The 14,768-nt window shown below is 54.3% G+C and carries 16 protein-coding genes; 10 read left to right on the top strand and 6 right to left on the bottom strand.

Translation table 11 applies throughout. From position 1 onward, the window contains the following. Nucleotides 1-282 precede the first annotated feature (282 nt). From ald to JIN87_RS09580, 3 genes are all read left to right on the top strand, one after another. Nucleotides 283-1,398, top strand: coding sequence for an alanine dehydrogenase (gene ald, locus JIN87_RS09590; protein ID WP_200355338.1), 1,116 nt, complete (start codon nucleotides 283-285; stop codon nucleotides 1,396-1,398). A 78-nt stretch (nucleotides 1,399-1,476) separates the two neighbouring features. Then, nucleotides 1,477-4,104, top strand: coding sequence for a zinc-dependent metalloprotease (locus tag JIN87_RS09585; RefSeq protein ID WP_200355337.1), 2,628 nt, complete (start codon nucleotides 1,477-1,479; stop codon nucleotides 4,102-4,104). Nucleotides 4,105-4,248: 144 nt separating this feature from the next. Further along, entirely contained in the window at nucleotides 4,249-4,590 is a 342-nt protein-coding gene (locus JIN87_RS09580; protein WP_200355336.1) for an ExbD/TolR family protein, read from the top strand. 4 nt (nucleotides 4,591-4,594) lie between these two features. Here the strand turns inward: JIN87_RS09580 and JIN87_RS09575 are convergent, their stop codons facing one another. The 5 genes from JIN87_RS09575 to JIN87_RS09555 form a co-directional block, all read right to left on the bottom strand. After that, the gene (locus tag JIN87_RS09575; RefSeq protein ID WP_200355335.1) at nucleotides 4,595-5,341 is read right to left on the bottom strand and encodes an MlaA family lipoprotein; all 747 of its coding nucleotides are present in this window, start codon (nucleotides 5,339-5,341) and stop codon (nucleotides 4,595-4,597) included. 4 nt (nucleotides 5,342-5,345) lie between these two features. Further along, nucleotides 5,346-5,954, bottom strand: a complete 609-nt coding sequence (locus tag JIN87_RS09570; protein ID WP_200355334.1) for an MlaC/ttg2D family ABC transporter substrate-binding protein — start codon at nucleotides 5,952-5,954, stop codon at nucleotides 5,346-5,348. A 61-nt stretch (nucleotides 5,955-6,015) separates the two neighbouring features. Continuing rightward, nucleotides 6,016-6,477 (bottom strand): outer membrane lipid asymmetry maintenance protein MlaD, encoded by a 462-nt coding sequence (gene mlaD / locus JIN87_RS09565; protein ID WP_200355333.1) that lies wholly within the window; start codon nucleotides 6,475-6,477, stop codon nucleotides 6,016-6,018. 19 nt (nucleotides 6,478-6,496) lie between these two features. Next, the gene (locus tag JIN87_RS09560; protein ID WP_200355332.1) at nucleotides 6,497-7,213 is read right to left on the bottom strand and encodes an ABC transporter ATP-binding protein; all 717 of its coding nucleotides are present in this window, start codon (nucleotides 7,211-7,213) and stop codon (nucleotides 6,497-6,499) included. Then, on the bottom strand, nucleotides 7,210-7,992 hold the full coding sequence (locus JIN87_RS09555; protein WP_200355331.1) for an MlaE family ABC transporter permease: 783 nt from the start codon (nucleotides 7,990-7,992) through the stop codon (nucleotides 7,210-7,212). The genes JIN87_RS09560 and JIN87_RS09555 overlap by 4 nt, the downstream gene beginning before the upstream one ends. 249 nt (nucleotides 7,993-8,241) lie before the next feature. Here JIN87_RS09555 and JIN87_RS09550 point away from each other — a divergent pair, with 249 nt between their 5' ends. The 5 genes from JIN87_RS09550 (at nucleotide 8,242) to JIN87_RS09530 (ending at nucleotide 12,261) form a co-directional block, all read left to right on the top strand. After that, on the top strand, nucleotides 8,242-8,649 hold the full coding sequence (locus JIN87_RS09550; RefSeq protein WP_200355330.1) for a hypothetical protein: 408 nt from the start codon (nucleotides 8,242-8,244) through the stop codon (nucleotides 8,647-8,649). A gap of 59 nt (nucleotides 8,650-8,708) precedes the next feature. After that, nucleotides 8,709-9,542: a glucosaminidase domain-containing protein gene (locus JIN87_RS09545; RefSeq protein WP_200355329.1), complete on the top strand. Its 834-nt coding sequence runs from the start codon at nucleotides 8,709-8,711 to the stop codon at nucleotides 9,540-9,542. 88 nt (nucleotides 9,543-9,630) lie between these two features. Continuing rightward, nucleotides 9,631-10,341: a lysophospholipid acyltransferase family protein gene (locus JIN87_RS09540; RefSeq protein WP_200355328.1), complete on the top strand. Its 711-nt coding sequence runs from the start codon at nucleotides 9,631-9,633 to the stop codon at nucleotides 10,339-10,341. Nucleotides 10,342-10,362: 21 nt separating this feature from the next. Continuing rightward, nucleotides 10,363-11,130, top strand: a complete 768-nt coding sequence (gene hisA, locus JIN87_RS09535) for a phosphoribosylformimino-5-aminoimidazole carboxamide ribotide isomerase (protein ID WP_200355327.1) — start codon at nucleotides 10,363-10,365, stop codon at nucleotides 11,128-11,130. A 144-nt stretch (nucleotides 11,131-11,274) separates the two neighbouring features. Beyond that, nucleotides 11,275-12,261, top strand: coding sequence for a hypothetical protein (locus tag JIN87_RS09530; protein ID WP_200355326.1), 987 nt, complete (start codon nucleotides 11,275-11,277; stop codon nucleotides 12,259-12,261). A 25-nt stretch (nucleotides 12,262-12,286) separates the two neighbouring features. On the opposite strand, the gene JIN87_RS09525 is transcribed toward JIN87_RS09530, so the two are convergent. Then, complete coding sequence (locus JIN87_RS09525; protein WP_200355325.1) at nucleotides 12,287-13,297, bottom strand: Gfo/Idh/MocA family protein; 1,011 nt, start codon at nucleotides 13,295-13,297, stop codon at nucleotides 12,287-12,289. Nucleotides 13,298-13,402: 105 nt separating this feature from the next. Between JIN87_RS09525 and JIN87_RS09520 the strand changes: the two genes are divergently transcribed. Continuing rightward, the gene (locus JIN87_RS09520) at nucleotides 13,403-14,152 is read left to right on the top strand and encodes a sulfite exporter TauE/SafE family protein (RefSeq protein ID WP_200355324.1); all 750 of its coding nucleotides are present in this window, start codon (nucleotides 13,403-13,405) and stop codon (nucleotides 14,150-14,152) included. A 3-nt stretch (nucleotides 14,153-14,155) separates the two neighbouring features. Continuing rightward, nucleotides 14,156-14,734: a crossover junction endodeoxyribonuclease RuvC gene (gene ruvC / locus JIN87_RS09515; RefSeq protein ID WP_200355323.1), complete on the top strand. Its 579-nt coding sequence runs from the start codon at nucleotides 14,156-14,158 to the stop codon at nucleotides 14,732-14,734. Nucleotides 14,735-14,768 lie beyond the last annotated feature (34 nt).

The raw sequence follows: 14,768 nt of genomic DNA, 5'->3' as shown, positions 1-14,768 counted from the left end.
TGATGGTCTTTATGATTGATTACTAGGTGATGGGATTTGGGGCACGTTGTTTAATCGGTGCTGGTTATTTTGAACGGCTCATGGGTGGACTACCGTAGCGAAAATGAGTCATTTCATCGATTTTGGTGTGTATCCTGCCTCTTTTCTGCGAATTCTGCTCAAATCTCCTAGTGACTGTGGAACAGCTACCTATGGAGCATTCTGTTGATGCGCTCTAAGCGCTTCGTGCAATTGGTTTTCGGTAACTTGCGGATGTGAGCGCTTCTGTTAGGGTGTTGGCTGATGAAGGTTGGCGTGGTTAAGGAGAGGAAGACTGAAGAGAATCGTGTTGCCCTCACTCCCTCAGGGGTAGAGGCCTTGGTTTCGGCGGGACACGAGGTGTGCGTGGAAGCGAACGCGGGGCAGGCGAGCGGCTTCGAGGACGTCGACTACGTGGAGGCAGGCGGACGTATCCGGGACGCGGCCGAAGCGGTTTGGGCCGAGGTAGACTTGATCGTGAAAGTGAAGGAGCCGGTGCGGAGCGAATACGATTTTTTGAGAAAGGGGCTTATCGTCTTCACTTATTTTCACTTCGCCGCGTCGAGGGAGCTGACGGATGCGGTGGTCGACTCGGGCTGCGTGGCGATCGCTTATGAGACGATCCAGGAGGAGGACGGTCTTTTGCCACTGCTGACGCCGATGAGCGAAGTGGCAGGACGGATGGCGATCCAGCAAGCGGCCAAGTATCTGGAGCGAGAGCACGGTGGGCGTGGCGTTTTGCTGGGGGGAGTGCCTGGAGTGCCGCCCGCGATCGTGGTGGTTTTGGGAGCGGGCGTGGTCGGGGCGAATGCGGCGAAGATGGCGGCGGGCCTTGGGGCTCGAGTGTCGATTTTGGACATTGATTTGCCGAAGCTGCGGTATTTGTCGGATGTTTTGCCGCCGAATGTGGTGACGCTCATGTCCAACCCGGTGAATCTTCGGGCGGCGTTGCGGGAGGCGGACGTGGTGGTTTCGAGCGTCCTGATCCCGGGGGCTAAGTCGCCCAAGCTGGTGAAGCGGGAGCATCTGAAGCTGATGAAGCCTGGGGCGGTGATTGTGGATGTGGCGATTGACCAAGGCGGCTCGACGGAGAGTTCGCGGCCGACAAGCCATGACAATCCGATCTATGAAGTCGACGGGATCATCCATTATTGCGTTACGAACATGCCCGGGGCGATGCCGATGACTTCCACGCTCGCGTTGACGAATGCGACTCTGCCGTACCTTTTGAAGATCGCTTCCTTGGGCTGGCGTAGGGCTTGCCGTGAACGTCCTGCGATCGCTCGCGGGGTGAATGTGGCGCTCGGAAAAATCGTGTACGAGCCGGTGGCCTCTGCGTTTTCGTTGCCGTATGAGGATTTGGATACGCTGCTTGGCTAAAGGGGGATTTGTGTTTCGCTCCTGCGAAAATGTTGATTTTGAGCGTGATAAATCGCTTTGGCTTGTAAGGATGTGCCCATGAAGATTTTCAGGGCTTTCCTTCTTTCTGCCGTGGCAGTGTTTTTTCTGGCCTGCACGGCTCAATCAGCGAAGGAGAAAGCTGCTCCTGCTTTGAAGATTTCGGAAAAGACGCGTGTCGCGATTCCGAAGTCTGGGTTGGGCAAGGAGTACTTGCTTTCTACCTCGCTGATTCCTCAAGCGGGAGCGGCTACGAGTCGAGGAATGGAAGGACGTGTGGTGATGTTCGAGCTCTATGAAGATGGAGTCGATCTTTACGAGACAACAAAGGGCAAGGTTGTGACCGAGGATTTGCCGGCTCGTCGGTTGCTGACGACTTTTCCGATCATCGATGACGAAGGAGGCGATATCGTGATCGACTTTAATGCGGGCATGCGGCGTTTGAGTTACAGCAGCTGGTACAATCGGCAAGAGGGATTCGATGCTCGTAGCTTCGAGCGTTCGGCGGAGCTGCCACAGGCTCGCGTGTTCGAGACTGAGTTGGAAGACGGGATCTTGACGATTAGGCAGGCGGTTCAAGCTCGCAGCCGCACCATGGATCCGGATCTGGAGACTCGTTACGAGATTCGTTATTTTCTCTCTCCCTATGTGGAAAGCGATTTCGAGCCGCGCGAAATGCACGCGGAGGAGACGCGGTACGCCCGTTTTTTTGCGGGGTCTAGCCGTCTGGAACTGGAAAGCGGGCGGGTAAGCAAGTACCTCAGCCGTTTCGACGTTTCGGAGCCGGTGGTTTTTTACTATAGCGCGAACACTCCGGAAAACATGCGAGAAGCGGTTGAGGAGGGGATCCTTTATTGGAACAAGGCTTTGGGAGAGAAAGTGGTGGAGGCCAAGATGGCGCCTGAGGGTGTCACTGCTCCTCATCCCACGATGAATGTTGTACAATGGGTTCCCTGGGACACAGCGGGGGTCGCCTATGCGGATGCTTTGATCGATCCGTTGACGGGAGAGACGCAGCATGGGCAGGCTTACATGACGAGCGTCTTCGAGTTTGGAGGAGAGGTTCGTGCTCGGCGTCTCTTGCGTACGCTTCGGGCGATGATCGACGAGAAGTCAGAGGAGAAGGAAAAGGAGGATGAAGAGAGCGAGCATGTGCACTCTTCGGCGTTTGGCCATTCGGTGGCCTGCCAATTTGATCCCATCGATTTTGCCCTCGAGCTTTCGGATGGGCTAGAGGAGCTCCTGGCCGATCCTGACTTGAGCGAGGAGATCGTGGAGCGGATTTCCCAGGACTACGTGCGTGATGTCACTGCTCACGAGGTGGGGCACGTGTTGGGGCTTCGGCATAATTTTGCGGCGAGTCTTTCTGCGGACGTTACGCCAAAGGAGTTGGATCAGTTTATGGCTGATTACGTAGGTGGAGAGGATTTGAGCGACTACTTGGACAAGACGGTTTCGACTTCGGTCATGGAGTACTCGGTTTTCAACGCGTCTGTGTTTACGGGGTGGTACATCAAAAACGGCCAGGACGCGCTAGAGCATGATGCGGCGGCGATCCGTTGGGGCTACTTTGACGACAAGTCTGTCGTAGAGGAGAAGCAGTTGTTTGGCTCTGAGGAAGAGACGTTGATCTACGCGGATGTCACCCGGCACGATTATGGATCAGGTCCCTTGGAGGCGAGCTATGACGATTTGTCGTCAGCGATCCGTGGATTGCCTAATTCGGTTCTTGAACGTTTCATCGCCGGACGAGCTCCGATGAACCCGAAGGATCGTAAGTCGCTCGAAGCGGTTAAGTTGGACGTGTCGGAATATGCAAAACGTATATCCGAACCTGTGAAGGACATGTTGAAGTGGTTCAACAAGGAGACGCGTTCGGTACGGGTGGAACAGGACTATGCGTTTGTGGGAGACCTGAATCAGGAAGAACGTTGGGAGGCTCATTGGGAGTCTTTGGAGGAGCAGCTCAAGGAGCTGGGAGGAATTGACCAGCTGCTATTCGCTCATCTTCCAGTGAGTATCGGCGTAAAGTCCAAGAAGGAGTTGGAAACGGTCGAGATCGCTCCGAAGGTAGATGGGAAAGAGCTCAAGAAGACCTTGAAGGAGCTTTTGGACAGTGAGGCTTACTCCACCTTCGTTGGGCTTGATGGCGAGACCTACACTTGGACTGAGGAGGAAAAGGAGGTTATTTTGGAACGGAGCGGTAAGCTCTTCGATAAGCTAGAAGAGGAAGTCCTTCTGCAAACGCTGAAATTATACGAGAAGGCTCCTCGCGATCTTGGGCTGGCGGCGACCGGGAATCTTTCGGACGAGGACAGTGTCGCTAAGTTGGAAAAGCGGGTAGTCGCTCTTGCCAAGGCCGTGATCTTGAAGCGCGACAAGGAGAGTCGAATTCAAGGCAAGGTCGGCAAGGCTTATGTCGAAGTTCCAGATTTTGGATACGGATATGAGACGCGCATGGCGGCGGCGAAGGCGCTTAACGACAAGACTGGCTCATTCAGCGCTTGGTCGAAGGAAGCGAAACAGTCGATACACGCGGAGCTGAAAAAAGCGATTGAGGAGTCTCTGAACATAAGTCTGTTCAAGGATTTTAAGGATAACCTGCTTTCACGTTCGCTCCGCGAGTGGTATTTGCAGGAGCAGAATCTCTTAAAACTGCTTCCGCCAGCGCCCAAGAACGGGAAATAGCCCACGGATTTTTGTAACCGCCTTCTCGAATGTCGAGAGGCGGTTGACTTTTCGGATTAATTCCTACAAATGTAGGATATAAAATCTATCAATGTGGGAAGGGGAGGGGTTCAGTCTGAAATCAACATATCGCCGCTCATCGATATGGTATTCATTTTGCTGATATTCTTCATCGTGACGACGGTGTTTGTGGAGGAGAGCGGACTGGAGTTGTTTACGCCGGAGGCGTCTCCAGTCATCGAGTTGGATGCTGAGCCTTTTGTTTTAACGCTCACCAAAGGAGGTGCTGTTTTCTACGGTGGTCGGGAGATCGGGTTTGATCTTGTTGAATCCGAAATCCGATCGGCACGAGCACGGGGAGAGATCGAAGGCGTTACTCTGAAAATCCACCCTCAGGCTCGCGTGCAAGCGGCCGCCCGCCTCCTCGACATTTGTGAAGGTCAAGGCGTCGGGAAGGTCACGATGCGGGCGAGCGAAGCCCGTTGATCCCTTAGTCAGCGACTTGTCGTGCCCGCCTTTGGGTGTAGGCGTCACGAACCGAGACATAGGGATCGATGGCCGACCGTTTCATGGAGTCGTACAAATCCATCAGGAACGGCGTACGATTGGTCATGTCGATGGCCCGTATCATTCCTCGCGTAGAGGAGTCTGAGATTTCGGAGTTGGGCGTAGGAATCGGATCGACTGCGTCGTCGGCGAAATCGGCCGCGAAGTCGCGGAAGCTGGATGGGCCTATCAACGGCAGCACAATGTAGAATCCGTGTCCGACGCCCCAAGTGCCCAAAGCTTGGCCGACGTCTTCGTCGGTCGTGTTTAGGGACTCGAATTCGTCGGCTACTCGGAAGAATCCGCCAAGTCCGATGGTGGTGTTGACCAGGAATTGCCCGGTTTCTTTGCCCGCGTCTCCTAAGCGACCTTGTAGCACGTTGCCTGCGAAACGAGAAGGGAACTTGGCGTTGTCGAAAACGTTGGTCAGCCCCTTCTCCACTGGATCTGGCATCACCTTCGAGTAGCCCTTGGCGAATGGGCGACCGATGTGTTCGTAGAAGCTATCGTTGAAATTGAAAACGATCCTATTGAGCTTTTCAAAGGGATCGTTGATTGACGGAAGCTCTTCCTCCGCTTCGAAGTCGTCCTCGAACAAGGCGTCGAAATCCAGTCCATCATCCTGGGCGGCAAGATTTGTCCCGACCGCAAGGAAGCAGGCGAGCGAAACTGTCGAGAGTTGGACCCTCATTGGGCTATTCGCTGTCGTAGTTTTCTATTTTTGAGGCGATGACGTCGAGGAGCTCCTCTGCTGACTTTGTTTGGAAATGCTCGTCGATCTGGCCTCGGTAGTTGGATACGATACTGGTGCCTTCGACTAGCACGTCATAGACTTGCCAGCCGCGGGATTTGATGTTGGCGAGACGGTAGTTAACCGAAACCAAAGCGTTCTTGTAGGTGACGCTCGTATGGATCTCGATCTTGTTGCTGTCGAGGTCCTCCGTCTTGAGGAAGTTGACTTGGGGTTTTTCTCCACTGGCCAATTCGGCTGTGTAGGTTTTTATGAGCAGGTCAGTAATGAGAATTGTGATACGGTCCTGCTGGCTTTCGTCCAAGCGGTTCCAGTTTCGGCCGAGCGTGCGGCGAATGATGATGTCGAAGGAGAAGCGCGTTTGTAGCTGCTCGAGCACGAGGGCGCGTTTCTCGTCGGTTGGAATGTCTGATCCGGAATGTAGGATCTCGATGACTTCCGAGATGGAGGCTTGTAGCTGCTCCTGTGGGCTGAGTTTGGCGATTGCCGAATATCCAGCCGTGAGGATGGCGAGGAATATCGCGACGATCGTTGAGGGTTTTGTGAGTCTCATCAGAGTGAGGATTGTAGTTTGTAGTGTTTGATAAGTGTAGTTTGAAAGTATTTAGGATAATCTACTCATCTGTAACGGATCCGAAAGCGAAACGACTGATTAAACCTTCAATATCGATGGCAGATTCTGTATCGACCAGCTTTCCCTGGAGAGGTTCGCTGATTCCTTCGATTTCTGTGCCGGGGTAGAGGCTGACGTATTTGTCGCCTATCAGACCATTGGTTTTGATGGCTGCGGTAGCGTCATTCCAGAGCTCTATGTCGTTGTTGATCAAGAGCTGAACCTCGGCCTTGAGGGTCTCTGGATTGAGTTCGATGGGGCCGACGGTCCCTATTTTCACACCGGCGATGGTGATGTTGCTGCCCGAAGCCAGTCCCCCGATGTTGGAAAAGATCGCGGTTACCTTCTGCGTGTCTCCCCCCAGAAAACGGCTTCCGCCGATTTGAACCGCCATGTAGACAATGGCGAGAAGTCCGATGAGGACGAAGAGTCCAACTGAGAAGTCTACTTTTCTACTGTTCATTGTTTGCAAATAGAGTGGGCTAGGCGGAAGCGAGTTTAGGATTGAGGAATGGCTTCAGCGCATCAGGCGTGTTTTCGGCCAGCTGTTTTGGGGTACCCCAGAACTTGATTTTGCCTTCGTCGAGCCAGGCGATGTGGTCGGATATCTCGAAGACTTCAGGGACGTCGTGGCTGACCATGACTACGGTGAAGCCGAATCGTTTCCGATAGTCGCGGATCATGTCGAAAACCGCGTACTTGCGCTGCGGGTCCAAGCCGGTGGTCGGTTCGTCGAAGAGAATGATTTCCGGACTGGTGATGAGAGCCCGGGCTAGGGCGGCACGCTTCTTCATGCCTCCTGAGATTTCTGCTGGGTACTTCTTGCTAGCTGGCGAGAGTTCTAGCTGGGCGAGCATATCCCCTACCCTTTGTTCAATCTCCTCTTTTCCGGCTTTGCCGGTTTCGCGCAGCGGCAAGGCTACGTTTTCCTCGACGGTCATGGAGTCGAAGAGGGCGTTTTGCTGAAACATATAGCTGCAGCTTGGGATGCCCTGCTTTCCAGACGCTGAAATCGTGCCCGAATCGGAGGCGAGCAGTCCTGAAATGCACTTGAGCAACACGGATTTGCCGGTGCCGCTTTTTCCGATGACGGTCGTGTGTTCGCCAAGTGGAATGTCGAGATCGATGCGATCGAGGACTGTTTGGCTGCCGAATGCTTTGCTTAGGCCCTTGAGCTGGAGATGTGAATCGTTGCTCATTGGCCCATTTGGAAAGAGGTGATCAGGTAGTCGAATACCAGAATCGCAATGCTGGAGTAGACTACGGCTCGTGTGGTGGTTTGCGAAACGCCTCGAGCTCCTGGGATATCAGCCTTGATGTGCGTGTAGTAACCTTGGAAGGAGCAGATCAGGGTAGTCACGATGCCGAAGACGAATGCCTTCACGAGGCCGTTGAAGATGTTTTGCAGGCTGACCGCATCGTATATGCGATTCCAATACGCCCCGGGATCCACGCCTAGGAGTTGGACGCCTGTGAGGTAGCCGCCGTAGATTCCGATAAGGTCGAAGAAGGTGGTGAGAATCGGGAAGGCGATGACGGCTGCCCAAAGTCGTGGCGATACGAGGAATCCGATCGGGTTGATCTGCATGGTATGCAGAGCGTCGATCTGCTCCGCGTTTCGCTGGATGCCGATTTCGGCGGAGAGGGCGCTGCCGGCTTGGCCGACGATCATGATCGCGGTAAAGACGGGACCGATTTCAAGAATGATAGAGAGAGCGACCGCTTGGCCGAGTAGACTCTCGGAACTGAACTTGGTCAGTACGTAGTAGAGCTGGAGTCCGAGCACGAGGCCGGTGAAGAGGCCGACGATAAGAGTGATCGGTACGCAGCGTACTCCGATCTCGAAGAGGGCGCGGGTCAGCTTCTCAAAGACATGGCGTTGACCAGGCAAGGATACGGCCGCGCGTCCAGAGAATCCTGCCAATTCTCCGAATTCGCTTACGAAGCGTATGCTGTATCTTCCAAGTTTGCTGATCATTTGTCGTGGGTGACGTATCCATGTACGATTTGTTTACTGAATCGATTCGGTAAAATCGCTGAGCAGGCAACAAAATGAATCCAAATGCTCTGTCACCTAAAAATTTCCTTAAATGAAAGGTATTAATGCAAGAGATCGCTGCGCTTACGATAGGCGCTAGAACTCAGCGAGATCCGGCCAACCCTTATCAAAGATTCAGAACCCTAGGCTTTTGACTTCTGCTCACAGTTGGCTTTGACTGCTCGCAATATGAACCGACTCCTTGCAGCAGCTACGCTTTTCGCCTTCTCCGTTATCACAGCCATGGTCTCGGCTAGTGGTGATCCGGACGCGGGCACAACGGGCAAAGTATACGGCCCTTTTGAAGTTTTGACACAGGACAAAGCGATCGTACGCGACGTGAAGTTTGTCGCAGACGAGAACAACGTCTACATCCAGCTGTTTCCTGAGCATAAGGAGAAGGAGATTCGCGTGAAGCTGGCCAACGAGTATTTTGCGAGTTATCGCGAATGGCATCACGGTGGATACGAACTCGTATCGCCAGCCAACCAAGGAAAGACGCCCTACGGCTGGACGGATTTCGTTAACACCTCTGCCAACTACATCGAGTACTGGATGGATGGAGAGGTCATACTGCACCTGAAGCGCGTCAAGTAGCCGTTTGCTGCTTGGGCTAGTGGGATAGCTGTCGCTTCAAATCTGGGATAATTGGGAAAATGAGTCCGAAACGTATACCAAACCTTTCGCTCCTGCGTGGCGTGTCTTTAGGCCGCAAGGGGGATTATCAAACGTGGATGTTCGCCGCAGCGGCGTTGAGTTTGCTGGTGATCGCCGTGTATTCGGTTTTGAACGTCGTGGAGACGATCATTGATGACGACCGTCTAGAGGAAGTATCGCTGCCGAATTTTGCGGCGATCGAAAACGTTGGTGAGCGCAAGCAAGCGTTCTTCGAGTTTCTCGAGCCTTTCGTGGCGAAGGCGAACGAGGATATCCTCGAGGAACGGGCAGAGGCTTTGAAGCTGCAGAGCTATTTCGAGCGAAACGATCGTCTCAGCGCTGGACGTCTCGAGGACTTCAACGCTCTGCGCGAGGCCTACAAGCTCGATCCGGTTGAAGAGGCGAATAGCCGCGAGTTCGAAGAGCTGTTGGCTCGGGTGGATACGATTCCGGCCTCGCTTGCTCTTGCTCAGGCCGCCATCGAGAGTGGCTGGGGGACTTCCCGTTTCGCGCGGCTTGGCAACAACCTTTTTGGCATGTGGTGCTACGAGCCAGGTTGCGGTATCGTGCCCCAGCGTCGTCCTGCCGGTAAGACCTACGAGGTCACGGCTTATGCGTCGCCCAGCGAGTCGTTTCTCGCGTACTTGCGAAATCTGAATACCAATTCGAACTACACGGCTCTACGCGATATTCGCTCTGCTCACCGTGAAAAGGGTGTCGAGCCTACGGGGTATGATTTGGCGGGAGGATTGTCCCGCTATTCGCAGGAGCGTTGGACTTACGTGACTAAGGTGCGGAAGATGATCTCGTCCAACGATCTGGAGGATCGCTGATTCTGCTGGGATCTCGAAGGTCGTATGGCCTCGAAAAGGACCTTGACGGTCGTGGCTGCTCGCATGGAAGTGTAGCAGTTTCATTTCAATGTCCGCCGACGATTCCCAGCAAAACGTTTCCCGCAAGACCCGTATCACCTCTTGGCTTATGCTAGAGCTGATCAAATTCCTTAGCTTTACCTACCGATATCGGATCGTGGGAGAGACAGAGGGCTTGCTTAAACTTGTCGAGCGAGGGGAGTCGGTTATCATCACGGCCTGGCATAATCGCTTGTTCACCTTTTCGACCTACCTCTATCGCTTTCTGCTCCGCAACAAGTTCCGTCTGACCTTGATGACGAGCGTTTCGAAGGATGGGGAACTGGGCGCGATCGTGGGAAAGTATGCGGGAGCCAAGGTGGTACGCGGCTCGTCTTCGCGAAAGGGGGCGGCTGGCTTGCACGGGCTTTATCGGGCTCTGGTTAAGGACAAGCGTTCAGTGATCATTTTGCCGGATGGCTCGAAAGGACCTGTCTATAAGGCCAAGGTTGGAGTCGCGGGACTCGCGAAAATGACAGGACGGCCGATCCTGCCTATTTCTTTTTGGGCGAGCGATTGCTGGCGGATACGCTCTTGGGACCGCATGTTTTTCCCGAAGCCGTTTGCACGAGTGATGGTATCGGTAGGCGAATTCATCGAGGTGCCGCGCAAGGCCACGGAGGATGATCTGGAGGAGGTGCGCGATCGGGTGGAGAAAGAGTTGGATTCTTTGGGGGCTCAGGCGACCGCTCCGTTCGAGAAGCCTTGCATCTGTATCTAGCCTCTGCATCTGAGTCTCACCATGCGCTTCCGCCCCTGCATCGATCTAAAGAATGGAAAAGTCGTCCAAATCGTGGGCGGTACGCTAAGCGACTCGTCGGACTCGAGCCTCGAGACCAATTTCGAGTCGCAAATGGCGCCGGCTGATTTTGCCCGCATGTACGAGTCGGATGCTCTGACAGGCGGGCATGTGATCGCCTTAGGCCCAGGAAACAAGGAAGCTGCTTTGTCTGCGCTTTCCGCTTATCCGGGCGGATTGCAGTACGGGGGAGGAGTCACGGCGGAGAATGCGGCGGAATTTCTCAATGCGGGTGCTTCGCAGGTGATCGTGACCTCCTACGTTTTTCGGAACGGTCGAATCGATTACGAACGCTTGGAAGCTCTCAAATCCGAAACCGGCCGGGATCGGCTCGTGCTGGATCTCAGCTGCCGAGCTCGAGATGGAGCGTATTGGGTGGTAACCGATCGTTGGCAAAATTTCACGGAAACGAAGGTCGATGCCGGGACGATCGCAGAACTTGGAAAGCATTGCTGTGAATTCCTGGTGCACGGCGTCGACGTGGAAGGCCGCATGAATGGAATCGAGGAAGATCTCGTGCGACTCCTCGGGGAGAATTGCGAAATTCCGGTAACCTACGCAGGAGGAGCCCGATCGATGGGAGATCTGGATCGTGTAGAGGCCTTGGGGGCTGGTCGGATTGATCTGACGATTGGAAGCGCGTTGGATATCTTTGGCGGAGACGTGGCCTATCGCGATGTCGTAGCCTGGCATCAGGCGCGAAACGCCTAGTCGAGTCGGCGCTTTCCTACAGCTTTCCCTGCAAGAAAAGGGGAGTGGCGCCTAGTGGAATTTGAGGGCTATCCTCTCTACAGATAGCACCCCTTGGTCCGATCCTATTACGGTACTCTTAGTGAACTCTCGGAGGATCTCCATATGACATCGCACGACCAAAAAACCGGTTTCTTTCGTTTTGGCCCACTTTTGAAGGCGGCTGCAGTTTCGGCGGGAGCCCTTGCCGCCTGTTCACTTCTAGCCTCCGACTACTCCGACTACGAAGTGGAGTCTCAGTTTAAATCAGGGCTCGACCGCGGCAAATTCGCGGAGGCGTTCAAGAGCCTGAATTCGGAAGGCTACCGGATTGTAGATATCGAAACCTATCGAAGCGGTCGCTCTGTGGCTGTGTCTACGATCTGGAATCGGATGTCCTCTGGAGAAGGCTGGCAAATCACGATGTCGCAGCCGATTTCCGAGTTTGTGAAGGTGCACGAGAAGCACACGGGAAATGGGTACTCGCTCGTTGAGTTCGAGGTGGATCGCAACGGGGCGACATTGCACTTTTCAGGCATCTGGGCGAAAGCGGCTGAAGGGAAGGAGTCCGAGTTCTATTTCGGGCTGGAAAGCCTGGATTTCTCCAATCGCTACGGCGAGATGGCGGACCGCGGGTATCGTCTGGTCGATTTCGAGGCGTACGAATCGAACGGCAAATACCGTCATGCTGGCATTTGGATCAAGAAGGAGGAAGATCAAGAAGTCCGGTTCTACCGCGGTATCGAAAAGAAACGTATCAACGAGATCGCTACTGGCCTAGATGAAGCAGGATTTCGTCTGCAGGACATCGAAGGTTATGTCTTCGAAGGGAAGTTCGTTTTTGGGGGGCAGTGGGTAAAGCGTAAGGAGTGGCAAGAAAGCAAGTACTCCTACGATTTGTTGCCAGATGAATTCTATAACACGCATTCATCGTATGCGAGTGACGGATACCGTTTGACGGAATTTGAAACCTATACGGACAACGGAGTTGTCTACTATGCGGGAAGCTGGCTGAAGGGGAGTCCCGAAGGCTACGTTCCTCAGGAAGTAGAGTCTCCGAATAAGAAAAAGAAGAAGCTCTCGCTTGAGGAGTTTCGCTCTGGCGGAAAATAGCCGAGGCGTCCGTCAAATACCCGCGTTATCCAAAAATCTCCTTTTGCCAGTTTTCTAGGATTTGATTCACTCGAAGTGTATCGGATCTAGACATACATGGAGAGTTTGAGTGGTTACCGGTTAGTAAGTCGGCGAAGCAATCGGCTTCGATTCCGTAGAGTCCACGCGGCTCTGATCCTCGGACGATTTCCGGTTTGTCCATACCCTCGCGTTGTAGAGTGAATTGCCAATCCCCGCCATCCGGGCTCACGATCCAAGGCGTCTGAATCTCGATCCAGCCTTTGCTACCGTAGATGCGTACCTGATTTTGCTGGCTGAGTTGGGTGCTGACGGACAACTGCGCGGCGAGGCCGTTTTCGAAGGCTAGGTTGCAGATCGCCAAGGTGTCAGAACCGCTTTGGGGATCGACTGTGCCGAGGCAGCCATGGGTATCGACCGAGACGCTTGATGCTTCGCCTATCGCGTCAGCCACCATACAAGCGAATGAGGCCGGATAGCCGCCGACATCGAGAATGGCGCCTCCGCCCAGCTTTTTCGAGAAGAGCCGGCCCTCTGGATTGTAGGGTGCATGGAAGCCGAAGTTCGCTTGCACCAGACCGACTTGGCCGATGGCTCCGTTGCGGATTAGGTCCACGGCCTTGATCGTCTGGGGATGGCAGCGGTACATGTATGCTTCTACGAGGGTGACTTTATGTTTTTCCGTGGCGGCTAGGACTTCCGTCACTTCAGCCATGTTCATGGCCAGCGGCTTCTCGCAGAGAATGTGTTTTCCGGCTGCCGCTGCCTCGATCGCCAGTGCCGCGTGAAACGGGTGCGGAGTGGCGATGTAGACGGCATCTATCTCTGGATCGGCTAGGAGCTCGGAGTGGCTGCCGTAGGCACGGTTGGCGCCATGGTTTGCCGCAAAACCTTGGGCTGATTTCAAGTCGCGACTGGAGACCGCTGCGAGCTCTCCGGTATTGGAAGTTTTGAGACCGCGCGCGAATGCTCCGGCAATGCGTCCGGTAGCGATGATTCCCCATTGAAGGCGTTGCATTTGTACATTCGTAGGCCAGATGGCCGGCTTGGCGAGCGGAATGATGCCCTTGCTTGGGGCTCTTTGCGGTTGCCTTTCGGCGTTGATCCGTCTCCTTGCTCGAAGATGGATTTCGAGTTATGGCGTTGGGCGATGTTTGCGCTCGCTGCTTTGATCATTGGATTGAGCAAGAGTGGCGTGCCAGGGCTGGGCATACTTAATGTCGCGATTTTCCAAATACTTTTGGACGCCAAGGAGGCGGTTGGCTTTGGGCTGCCTCTCCTCGTGGTGGGTGATCTTTGCGCGTTGCTCATCTACCGGAAGCACGCGGAGTGGAAGCACATTTTCCGATTGGTTCCGTGGGCGGTCGTGGGAGTGATTGTAGGCTGGCTGACGCTGGGCGCGATGCAGGCGAATCAGGCTCGCATGGTGATCAGTATCGTTCTCGCCACGATGTTGGCGCTGCATATCTTTCGTCAGAAGTACCCGACATTGGTCAGCGCTGCTTTGCCGCATAGCTATGGCGCGGCGGCGACGATCGGTGTGATCGCTGCGTTCGTATCCACATTGGCCAATGCGGCGGGACCGATCATGATCCTGTTTTTGCTTTCGATGCGATTGCCCAAGATGGCGTTCATGGGGACGAGCGTCTATTTCTTCACTTTCCTCAATATCTTTAAGGTTCCGTTTCTCCAGGAGCAGGGGTTGGTGAACTGGGGGAGCTTGGAGGCGAACTTGAAGCTGCTGCCATTTGTGCTCGTCGGAAGTTTGCTGGGGTACTTCTTTGCCAAGAAGATAAGCCAGGCTTGGTTCGAACGCATTGCTTTTTGGCTGACGGTGGCGGCAGTCGCCTACATGCTCTACCTCTCGTTTTAAGCAATGCCTCGAAAAAGCGTCAGACAACTTTGGAAGGATAAGGTCTCAGGGAAGCCAGTGGCCTCGAGCGCGAACATACCTGTGTCTCTTGCTCGCAAGAAGTATGTCGGAACGATTTTGGGTATCGACCCGAGTTTGCGAGGAACGGGCTTGGCTGTTGTGGAATTTGCTAGTGGCGGCCGTCAGATTCTCTTGCGAAGCGAGACGCTCAAGCAAAAGCCTAAGATTTCCATGCCTCAATGTCTCGGGAATATTTGCGAACGTGTTCTCCAGATTTTGGATACGTATGAGATCGATGTGGTTGCTCTCGAGCAGACCATCTACGTGCAAAATTTTCAGACGGCTCAAATTCTCGGGGCAGCTCGTGGAGCTGCCATCGCCGCGGCCGCGATGCGGGGCAAAGACGTCTTTGAGTATCCTCCACTGCGAGTGAAGCAAGCGGTAGTGGGGCATGGGCGTGCGAGTAAGGAGCAGGTCGCTAAAACGATTCGTACGCTCCTGGGTCATGGGGCGATGCTGCAGCTCGACGAGTCGGATGCGGCTGCGGTTGCTATGACTCACGCCTTTACCAAGGCGGATTAGATAGCGAAGCCTTGGTTTGGTGGAAGTTTTCTTC

This window comes from Pelagicoccus mobilis (assembly GCF_016595505.1).
In the GTDB taxonomy this organism is placed as follows: Bacteria; Verrucomicrobiota; Verrucomicrobiia; order Opitutales; family Opitutaceae; genus Pelagicoccus; species Pelagicoccus mobilis.
This window is presented reverse-complemented; position numbering and strand designations above follow the sequence as displayed.

Coding starts and splice junctions, on each gene's coding strand:
- JIN87_RS09550 (WP_200355330.1), top strand. CDS start 8,242: ATGAACCGACTCCTTGCAGCAGCTACGCTTTTCGCCTTCTCCGTTATC.
- hisA (WP_200355327.1), top strand. CDS start 10,363: ATGCGCTTCCGCCCCTGCATCGATCTAAAGAATGGAAAAGTCGTCCAA.
- JIN87_RS09560 (WP_200355332.1), bottom strand. CDS start 7,213: ATGAGCAACGATTCACATCTCCAGCTCAAGGGCCTAAGCAAAGCATTC.
- JIN87_RS09575 (WP_200355335.1), bottom strand. CDS start 5,341: ATGAGGGTCCAACTCTCGACAGTTTCGCTCGCCTGCTTCCTTGCGGTC.
- mlaD (WP_200355333.1), bottom strand. CDS start 6,477: ATGAACAGTAGAAAAGTAGACTTCTCAGTTGGACTCTTCGTCCTCATC.
- JIN87_RS09580 (WP_200355336.1), top strand. CDS start 4,249: ATGGTATTCATTTTGCTGATATTCTTCATCGTGACGACGGTGTTTGTG.
- JIN87_RS09570 (WP_200355334.1), bottom strand. CDS start 5,954: ATGAGACTCACAAAACCCTCAACGATCGTCGCGATATTCCTCGCCATC.
- JIN87_RS09540 (WP_200355328.1), top strand. CDS start 9,631: ATGTCCGCCGACGATTCCCAGCAAAACGTTTCCCGCAAGACCCGTATC.
- JIN87_RS09545 (WP_200355329.1), top strand. CDS start 8,709: ATGAGTCCGAAACGTATACCAAACCTTTCGCTCCTGCGTGGCGTGTCT.
- ruvC (WP_200355323.1), top strand. CDS start 14,156: ATGCCTCGAAAAAGCGTCAGACAACTTTGGAAGGATAAGGTCTCAGGG.
- JIN87_RS09530 (WP_200355326.1), top strand. CDS start 11,275: ATGACATCGCACGACCAAAAAACCGGTTTCTTTCGTTTTGGCCCACTT.
- JIN87_RS09525 (WP_200355325.1), bottom strand. CDS start 13,297: ATGCAACGCCTTCAATGGGGAATCATCGCTACCGGACGCATTGCCGGA.
- JIN87_RS09555 (WP_200355331.1), bottom strand. CDS start 7,992: ATGATCAGCAAACTTGGAAGATACAGCATACGCTTCGTAAGCGAATTC.
- ald (WP_200355338.1), top strand. CDS start 283: ATGAAGGTTGGCGTGGTTAAGGAGAGGAAGACTGAAGAGAATCGTGTT.
- JIN87_RS09585 (WP_200355337.1), top strand. CDS start 1,477: ATGAAGATTTTCAGGGCTTTCCTTCTTTCTGCCGTGGCAGTGTTTTTT.
- JIN87_RS09520 (WP_200355324.1), top strand. CDS start 13,403: ATGGATTTCGAGTTATGGCGTTGGGCGATGTTTGCGCTCGCTGCTTTG.